At 67.5% G+C, this 8,754-nt stretch carries 7 protein-coding genes; 1 reads left to right on the top strand and 6 read right to left on the bottom strand.

The window, feature by feature from the left end:
* Window positions 1-50 precede the first annotated feature (50 nt).
* The 6 genes from NQ160_RS12385 to NQ160_RS12360 form a co-directional block, all read right to left on the bottom strand.
* Window positions 51-1,790 carry an ABC transporter substrate-binding protein gene (locus NQ160_RS12385; RefSeq protein ID WP_257515536.1) on the bottom strand — a complete coding sequence of 580 codons (1,740 nt, stop codon included), beginning with the start codon at window positions 1,788-1,790 and terminating at the stop codon, window positions 51-53.
* A gap of 154 nt (window positions 1,791-1,944) precedes the next feature.
* The gene (locus NQ160_RS12380) at window positions 1,945-2,517 is read right to left on the bottom strand and encodes a PH domain-containing protein (RefSeq protein WP_257515535.1); all 573 of its coding nucleotides are present in this window, start codon (window positions 2,515-2,517) and stop codon (window positions 1,945-1,947) included.
* The gene (locus NQ160_RS12375) at window positions 2,514-4,199 is read right to left on the bottom strand and encodes an ABC transporter ATP-binding protein (RefSeq protein ID WP_257515534.1); all 1,686 of its coding nucleotides are present in this window, start codon (window positions 4,197-4,199) and stop codon (window positions 2,514-2,516) included. The genes NQ160_RS12380 and NQ160_RS12375 overlap by 4 nt, the downstream gene beginning before the upstream one ends.
* Window positions 4,196-5,143 (bottom strand): ABC transporter permease, encoded by a 948-nt coding sequence (locus NQ160_RS12370; protein WP_257515533.1) that lies wholly within the window; start codon window positions 5,141-5,143, stop codon window positions 4,196-4,198. The genes NQ160_RS12375 and NQ160_RS12370 overlap by 4 nt, the downstream gene beginning before the upstream one ends.
* A complete protein-coding gene (locus tag NQ160_RS12365; protein WP_257515532.1) occupies window positions 5,133-6,062 on the bottom strand; it encodes an ABC transporter permease in 930 nt (309 codons plus the stop codon). The genes NQ160_RS12370 and NQ160_RS12365 overlap by 11 nt, the downstream gene beginning before the upstream one ends.
* A 162-nt stretch (window positions 6,063-6,224) precedes the next feature.
* Window positions 6,225-7,853, bottom strand: coding sequence for a peptide ABC transporter substrate-binding protein (locus NQ160_RS12360; protein WP_257515531.1), 1,629 nt, complete (start codon window positions 7,851-7,853; stop codon window positions 6,225-6,227).
* Window positions 7,854-7,998: 145 nt separating this feature from the next.
* On the opposite strand from NQ160_RS12360, the gene NQ160_RS12355 reads away from it, so the two are divergent.
* Window positions 7,999-8,754, top strand: a 756-nt coding sequence (locus tag NQ160_RS12355; protein WP_257515530.1) for a CPBP family intramembrane glutamic endopeptidase, incomplete at its 3' end; no start/stop codon positions are given.

Below are 8,754 nucleotides of genomic sequence, written 5' to 3'. Positions count from 1 at the left end.
GATGTGCGGGCCGGCCGCAGGCCGACCCGCACATCCGAACATCGGCCGAATTACTCGGCGCTGCTCCAAGCGTACGCGTTCCAGGAGATACCACTCTGCGTGGTGGTCCGCTCAACGCCATCAATGGTAGCGCTCGCCGCGTCGACGCCCGGGTGGGCGAAGACCGGGATGCCGAACAGGTCAGCCCACAGCAGCTCCTCGATCACCTTGGTCTGCTCCAGGTGCACCTCGGGGTCAAGGCTGTTCTTCAGCGTCGCCCAAGCGGCGTCGACCTCGGGGTTGGAGTAGCCACCGTAGTTCTGCGGCTTGCCCGTGGCGTAGATGTTCTCGCCAGAGGCGATCTGGCCGGAGCCGGCCCAAGCGAACAGCGCCACCTCGTAGTCACCGCGCTCCTGCGTGCCGCCCGGGGCGAAGAAGTCCTCGTTGCCCGCGTCGACGATGTTGAAGCCCGCCTGGTCGCACGACGACTTGATCAGAGCGACCTGGTCGGCACGGCGCGGGTTGGGAGCGGAGTATCCGATGCGGACCTCAGCGCCCTCGGCACCCTGCTCGGCGACGATGCGCGCTGCCTCTTCGATGTTCGGCTCGTCGTACTCGCCGTTGTAGGACGCCTCGAGGACCTCTTCGTAGCTGTCCTGGAAGGGGAACACCTCGCGGGCGTTCAGCACGACCGCCGCGGGGTCGATCGGCTTGATCAGGTTGTCGACGATCTGCTGGCGCGGCACGCACATGGCGAAGGCCTGACGCAGCTCCAGGTTGTCGGCGAACAGCGAGCCATCGATGAAGTTGAAGTCGAGGTGCTCCCACGTCAGCGAGGGGCCGGAGAGGATGTTGACCGCGTCGCCGAGCTCTTCGAGCTGTGCGAGCGTGTCGACGGTCGGCTGCGGCGCGATGACGTCGAGGTCACCGTTGTCGAGGGCCTGGACCATGGCGTCCTGGCCGACGAAGCGGAAGACGATCTCGGCGTTCTGCGGCGCCAGCTTCTCGCCGTAGTACTCCTCGTTCGCCACGAGGGTGACGGACTGCCCGGCATCCCACGAGCTGAGCTTGTACGGACCCGAGGAAGGCACGAGCGCCTCTTCGGGCAGCTCGCCCGGGTTGGTGAACCAACCCGTGTTCCAGAACTCGGCGGCGGGCTCGAGGGCGGCGGCGTCGCCGTCGAGGATCGCCTGGGCGAGCTCTTCGGTCTCCATGCCGGCCTGCTCCGCGACGATGTGCGCGGGGTCGAGCATCCAGGTCTGGATCTTCCAGTCCGGGTTCTTCACGGCGAACTCGACCGTGAACTCCTTGCCGTCGAGCTCGCCCTGCGGGCCCTCGGGCACCTCGTCGCCCATGTCCTGCGAAACCGAGTTGAACAGCGGGCCGTCGGCACCGGTGAGGTTCGCGTTCTGCACGCCCCACGCCAGCACGGCGTCGGCGACGGTGATCGGGGTGCCGTCAGACCAGACGGCGTCCTCCGAGATGGTGTACTCGACCGTCAGCGGGTCCTCCGACACCAGCTCGTACGAGCCCAGGTCGGTGTTGTCCTGGATCGAGCCGTCCGGAGCGAAGTACGTGAAGCCGGCCTTCAGCTGGTCGGCGATCGACGAGTTGTACGTGCTGTACGTCTCGGGCGTGAAGCCGTTGTAGCTGATGAAGTCGTTCGGTCCCACGGAAACGGCGATCGACGCGGACCCCGTGGGCTCGTTGGTGTCACCGCTGCCGTCGTCACTGGGCGGTGCGCAGGCGGTGAGCGCCAGGGCTGTGACGCCGATGGCGGCCCCGGCGATAAGGGTTCGACGTGAACGCATTTGGTCTCCTACATTGGTGCGGGCAATGGCACTCGCGGCCTGCTTCGACTGACCTACATCGCTCGGGCTGCGAATACCGAAACTATAGGTGAACGTCACGTGGCCGATCGGCGCGGGCCGCAAATAGTTACAAACCGTTAACCCAGACGCGGGCTCAGGCGCGGCTCCCGCCGACCATGAGGGCGAGCAGTGCCCACGCGATCACAGCGGCCAGCGACAGCACGACGGGCAGGTTCCACCCCCGCTTCACCGGCCCTGTGGCGTGCCCGCGGTCGACGGCATCCTCCCAATCACGTCGGATGAGCTCGGTGTCCGAGCGGGCGGGGCCTCCCTGCTCGGCATCCGCGCCTCCACCGCGCCGTGGGCGGGGTGGCCTGAGGGCTGGGCCGCCGAAGGCCACCACCTTCGAGCCGTCGTCGAGCTGCAGCGTCAACTGCCATCGGGTCGTGATGTCACGCACCCGCGCCCAGGGCACCTCGGCGCGCCGTAAGGGGTTCACCACCGTGATGCCCTGCGCATCCGTGTGCACCGTCGGGGCGAACAGCGCAGCGAAGATGATCCAGTCCACCAGCAGGATCCCCGGTGCCAGCACCAGCATCTGCCCGAACCCGGCGCGCAGGACGGCATCGCCCAGCAGGAACACCGTCATAGCGCCCGCGGCGATCAAGGCGACCGTCCCCGAGCCCGATCGATAGACGCGGTGACCCGCTCCTGCCGCCTGACTCATGTCTCGCTGTCTACGACGCCGGCACCCAGCGTCATGGACGCGCCGGGGATGGCTTGCAGCAGACGCCGGGTGTACTCCTCGGCGGGGTTGGCGAAGATCTCGTCGACCGTGCCCTGTTCGACGATCTTGCCGCGCTCCATGACGCAGACGAAGTCGGCGACCACCCGCACCACCGCGAGGTCGTGCGTGATGAACAGGTAGGTGAGCCCTAGCTCGGACTGCAGGTCGGCCAGCAGCTGCAGGATCTGGTCCTGCACCAGCACGTCCAGAGCAGACACGGCTTCGTCCAGCACGACGATGTCGGGCTTCAGCGCCAGCGCGCGCGCGATGGCGACACGCTGTCGCTGCCCTCCGGAGAGCTCGTTCGGGTACCGGGATGCCAGCTCCTGCGGCAGCGAGACCTGGTCCAGCAGCTCGGCCACCCGGGCGCGGCGGGACTTCGCGTCGCCGACGTGGTGCACGTCCAGCGGCTCGGCGATCGCGCCGCCGATGCTGCGCAGCGGATCAAGCGACCCGTACGGGTCCTGGAAGACCGGCTGCATGCGTCGCCGCAGCGCGAACGACCTGCGGCCCGACAGCTTCGCGATGTCCTCGTCATCGATGAGGATGGTGCCGGACGTCGGCTTCTCGAGATCGAGCACCATCTTCGCGATCGTCGACTTGCCCGACCCGGACTCCCCCACCAGCGCCAGCGTGCGGCCGCGCGGAATCTCGAACGAGACGTCGTCGACCGCGCGGAATCGCTCGCTGCGGAACGATCCCTGCCGGATCTTGTACTCCTTCACGAGGTTCTGCACCACGACGGTCGGCGCCGCCGTGGCCAGGTCCGACTCGTGCTGGATGCCGCGGTCCTCGGCCCGCGCCTGGATGCGCTGCGATGCCAGGCTCGGCGCCGCGGCGACGAGTCGCTGGGTGTACGGGTGCTGCGGGTTCTGAAGGATCTCGCGGCTGGGCCCGGACTCGACGATCTCACCCTGGTTCATCACGACGATCGTGTCGGCGCGCTCTGCGGCGAGCCCCAGGTCGTGGGTGATGAGGAGCACCGACGTGCCCTTCTCCGCTGCGAGCGACGCCATGTGGTCGAGGATGACCCGCTGCACGGTCACATCGAGGGCCGAGGTCGGCTCGTCGGCGATGAGCAGCTTCGGGTCTGCGGCGAGACCGATGCCGATGAGGGCGCGCTGGCGCATACCACCGGAGAACTGGTGGGGGAATTGGTGCAGCCGGCGTTCGGCATCCGCCAGCCCCGCCTGCTGCAGCACCTCGATCGCGCGTCGCTCGACCTCCTTGCGGCCGGTCGCGATGCCGTTGGCGCGGATGGCCTCCTTGACCTGGAAGCCGATGCTCCACACCGGGTTGAGGTTGGACATCGGGTCCTGCGGCACGTAGCCGATCTCGCGCCCGCGGACGCGCTCCATCTGCGAGAGGGACAGCGAGGTGAGGTCGCGGCCTTCGAGCGTGATGGAGCCGCCGGTGACGTGGCCGGTACCGGGGAGCAGGTTCACGATCGCCGACGCGGTCGTGGACTTGCCCGACCCGGACTCCCCCACGATGGCGACGGTCTCGCCAGGGTGGATGTCGAGGTCGATACCGTGGAGCACCTCGCGGGAGGTCTTGCCGGCGTCGAATGCGACGGTGAGGTTGCGGATGGACAGGAGCGGGGTGAGGCTCTGCGTGGTCATCGGCGTGCCCTCGCTTTCGGGTCCAGAGCGTCTCGCAGGAGCTCGCCCAGGATGATGAACGCGAGGACCGTGACGGTCAGCGCGATGGACGGGTAGATGAGCGCCATCGGCGCGACGCGCAGCGACGACTGCGCCTGGCTGATGTCCAGCCCCCACGACATGGTGTCGCTGCCGAGACCGACGCCCAGGAACGAGAGGGTGGCCTCCGCGGAGATCGCGGCACCCAGCGTGATGGTGGCCACGACGATGACGGGCGCGAGGGCGTTGGGGAGCACATGCACGAGGAGCGTGCGGAACCGCGAGAGGCCGATGGCGCGCGATGCGGTCACGAAGTCCGCCTGGCGCACCCGCAGCACCTCGGAGCGGATGACGCGCGCGGTCGACGCCCACGCGAATCCGCCGATGGCGAAGGCGAGCACGAGCGGCGTGCGGTTCTGCGAGAAGACGCTCATCACGACGATGGCCGCGAGGATGTACGGGATCGCGAAGAAGATGTCGCCGACGCGGGAGAGCACCGAGTCGAGCCAGCCGCCGTAGAACCCGGCCAGCGCGCCCATGACGACCCCGAGGACGGTGCTGATCAGAGTGGCGAGCAGGCCGACGACGAGCGACGTGCGCGCGCCCCACACGATGCGGGCCCAGATGTCGCAGCCCTGGAAGGTGAAGCCCAGTGGATGCCCGGAGGTCGGACCTGCGTTGCTGCTGGCCAGGAAGCACTGGGAGTTTGGCGGCACCGGCGTGAACAGCGAGGGCCACGCCGCCATCAGCACGACCACGAGCACGAGCAGCGCGGTCACCCAGAACGTGGGGCGGTGGCGGATGTCGCGCCAGGCGTCTCGCCAGAGATTGCTGGGCTTGGCCGCGACGCGGACGGCGTCGACGCTGATCGTCGTCGTCTTGACGGGGGCGACGTAGTGCGCCGTGGGAAAGCGATCACTGGGCATAGCGGATCCTCGGGTCGAGCAGGCCGTACAACAGGTCGATGACCAGGTTGACCAGGACGTAGACGATGACGAACACGGTCACGAACGAGACGACGGTGGGCCCCTCCTGGCGGCGGACCGCCTCGAAGAGCACGTTGCCGACGCCGGGGACGTTGAAGATGCCCTCGGTGACGGTGGCGCCCACCAGCAGCACGCCGAAGTTGGTGGCGGTGTTCGTGATGACCGGAATGAGCGAGTTGCGCAGCACATGCACGGGGATGACGCGACGCCGCGACAGTCCCTTGCTGTAGGCCGTGCGCACCCAGTCCTGGTTGAGCGTGTCGATGACCGACGCGCGGGTCAGACGCATGCTGGTGGCGTAGAGGCTGAGACCGAGCACGATGGCCGGCAGCCAGAGGTCCATCCACCCGTTCTGACCACCGACGGTCGGTCGGAACCACCCCAGCTGGATGGCCAGGAAGTACTGCGCGAGGAAGGCCAGCACGAAGACCGGCACCGCGACGAAGACGAGGGCGATCACGAGCGACGCGTTGTCGAAGAACTTGCCCTTCCGAAGCCCCGAGACCGTGCCGATGATGATCGCGAGCACCAGTTCGATCGCGATGGCCAGCGCCGCCAGTCGGATCGTCACCGGGAAGGTACGGGCGAGCACCTCGCTCACCGGCTGACCCGAGAAGCTGACTCCGAAGTCGCCCTGGAAGACGCCGGTGATGTAGTAGAAGTACTGCACGATGAACGGGTCGTTCAGGTGGTACTGCTCGCGGATCGTCTCGAGCAGCGCGGGGTTGGGCGTGCGGTCGCCGAAGAGGGCGAGGATCGGGTCGCCGGGCATGGCGAACACCATGAAGTAGATGAGCAGGGTGGCTCCGAAGAAGACCGGGATCACCTGCAGCACGCGTCTGACGATGTAACCGAGCACGTACGCTCTCCCTCTCGGGTCGGGGCGCCGGGTCGTCGCAGATGACGGCGAAGGGCTACCGCGTGGGGCCGACGCGCAGGGGGTCGCATGCGCCCGGCCGGGGAAACAGCCCGCGAGGCGGTGACATGGTCGTCACCGCCCCGCGGATGAGATCACCCGAGGTTACTCGGACTTCGTGATCAGGTGGAAAAGCGGCACCGAGTTCCAGCCGAACTCGACGTTGTCGACGTTCTCGGAGTATCCGCCGGTCACGTTGGCGTACCACAGCGGCACGGCGGGAAGGTCCTCGAGCAGCACGCTCTGGGCCTGCGAGAACAGGCTGTTCGCCTCTTCCTGCTCGGTCGCCGAGATGCCCGCGGCGAGCAGCTCGTCGAACTCCGCGCTGGAGTAGTCGCCGTCGTTCGAGCCGGCGTTGGTGGCGTACAGCGGTCCCAGGAAGTTGTACAGACCCGGGTAGTCCGCCTGCCAGCCGGAACGGAACGCCGTCGTGATCGTGCGGTTGTTCACGAGCTCACGAAGCTCCGCGAAGGTCGCGTACGGAGCACCCGATGCCTCGATACCCAGCGTGTTCTTCAGGGAGTTGGACACTGCGTCGACCCACTGATCGTGTCCGCCATCGGCGTTGTAACCGATCTGGAAGGAGCCCTCCCACGGCGAGATCGCGTCGGCATCGGCCCACAGCTCCACCGCACGCTCGGGGTTGAACTCGAGCACCTCGGCGCCCTCGAGCGAGTCCGACCAGCCGTCGATGACGGGAGAGGTGAAGTCGCTCGCCGGGGTGCGGCTGCCCTGGAAGATCGTCTCCGTGATCTCCTCGCGGTTGATCGCCATCGAGATGGCCTGGCGGCGCAGTGCGCCCTCTTCGCCCTCGAAGTGCGCGAGGGTCTGCGGGATCGTGAACGACTGGAAGACGGCGGCAGCCTGGTTGACCGCACGGTCGCCCAGGTCCGACTCGAAGCTGGCCATGGACGACGGCGGGATCGCGTCGATCACGTCGACCTCGTTGCCGAGCAGGTCGGCGTACGCGGCATCCTGCGAGGAGTACATCTTGACGGTCAGCCCGCCGTTCTGCGCCTGACGGACGCCCTGGTAGTCCTCGTTCTTGACGAGGTCGATCTGGACGTCGTGCTGCCAGGCTCCCTCACCGTCGAACATGTAGGGGCCGTTGCCGATCGGGTTCTCGCCGAATGCCTCGATGTCCTCGAAGGCGGCGTCGGGCAGCGGGTAGAACGCCGAGTAGCCCAGGCGCAGCGCGAAGTCGGATGCGGGCTTGTTCAGCGCGATCGTGAAGGTGTAGTCATCGACCATCTCCAGACCGGTGAGCTCCGAGTCCTCATCCCAGCTGAAGCCCTCGATGTCCTCGAAGAAGTAGCTGTTCTGGTGCGCGTTGGAGGCCAGCGCGCCGTAGTTCCACGCCTCGATGAAGTTGTCGGCCGTGACCTCTTCGCCATCGGTGAAGGTCTGACCCTCCTTCAGCTTCACAGTGAGGTTCTGCGGGTCTTCGACCGTGATCTCCTCCGCCATGTCGTTCACGGCGGTGCCGTCGGCCTCGTACGAGACCAGGCCGGCGAAGATCGCGTCGAGGATCATGCCGCCGCCGACCTCGTTGGTCATCGTCGGGATGAGCGGGTTCTCGGGCTCGGTGCTGTTGGTGGTGATGATGGCGGCCGAGGCACCGGCGTCGCCGGTCTCTTCCGCCTCGTCGCCGCCGCCACCGGCGCAGCCGGCGAGGGCGATCGAGCCCACCGTCAGCAGCGCCAGGCCGGCGAAGGCAGTCTTGTTGCGCTTCACGTTTCCTCCTGTGCAGGGATGTTGTGAGTCACGGTCACGCAGAGCGCGGCAGTGGCACACGAGTTGAGGTAACGATATGCATCCGCGCATCCCACACCGCGATTTGGCGCAAAGCGTTACATGCTCTTTACTCAACGGTCCTTCGATGTGGCAATCTGACAACGTGACCGCTCCCAGTGAGTCGTTGCCCGGTGCGGAAGGCACTCCCCGGGCGCGTTTGTGGTGGGAGATCGGGATCGTGTTGTCGATCACGCTCGGTCAGTCCGCCCTGTATTCGGTGCTCACCCTCGTGCGGCGCCTGCTCTCCCCCACCCCGCTGGGACAGCAGCAGACGCAGCTGAACCCGTCGCGCGATGCGGCGGCCGCGTGGGATGCGCTCTACCAGCTGCTCGACATCTTCTTCGACCTGGCGCTGGTGGCCCTCGTCGTCTACCTGCTGTGGGAACCGGGGACGAACGCCCTGCGCCGCATCGGGCTCGACTTCACCCGGTTCGGCGGCGACCTGGCACGCGGCGTGCTGGTCACGGCGGTGATCGGCATCCCGGGGCTGGCGCTCTACGCCGTGGGCCGCCTGCTCGGGTTCTCGGTGGCGGTCGTCGCGTCGCCCCTGGATGCCGCGTGGTGGACGGTGCCGATCCTGCTGTTCGCCGCCGTGCGCGCGGCGCTGCTCGAGGAAGTCATCATGCTGGGGTGGCTGTATGACCGGCTCCGCCGCCTCGGCTGGGGCTGGTGGCCGATCATCGTGTCCTCCGCCGTGCTGCGCGGCGCCTACCACGCCTACCAGGGGGTCGGCGGCATGGTCGGCAACTTCGTGATGGGGATCGTCTTCGGCTGGTGCTACCGCCGGTGGGGCAGGGTGATGCCGCTTGTCGTGGCCCACACGATCCTCGACGTGGTGTCG

This window comes from Microbacterium sp. zg.Y909 (assembly GCF_024626565.1).
The sequence above is the reverse complement of the archived record's forward strand: the minus strand, read 5'-3'. Positions and strand labels throughout refer to the sequence as shown.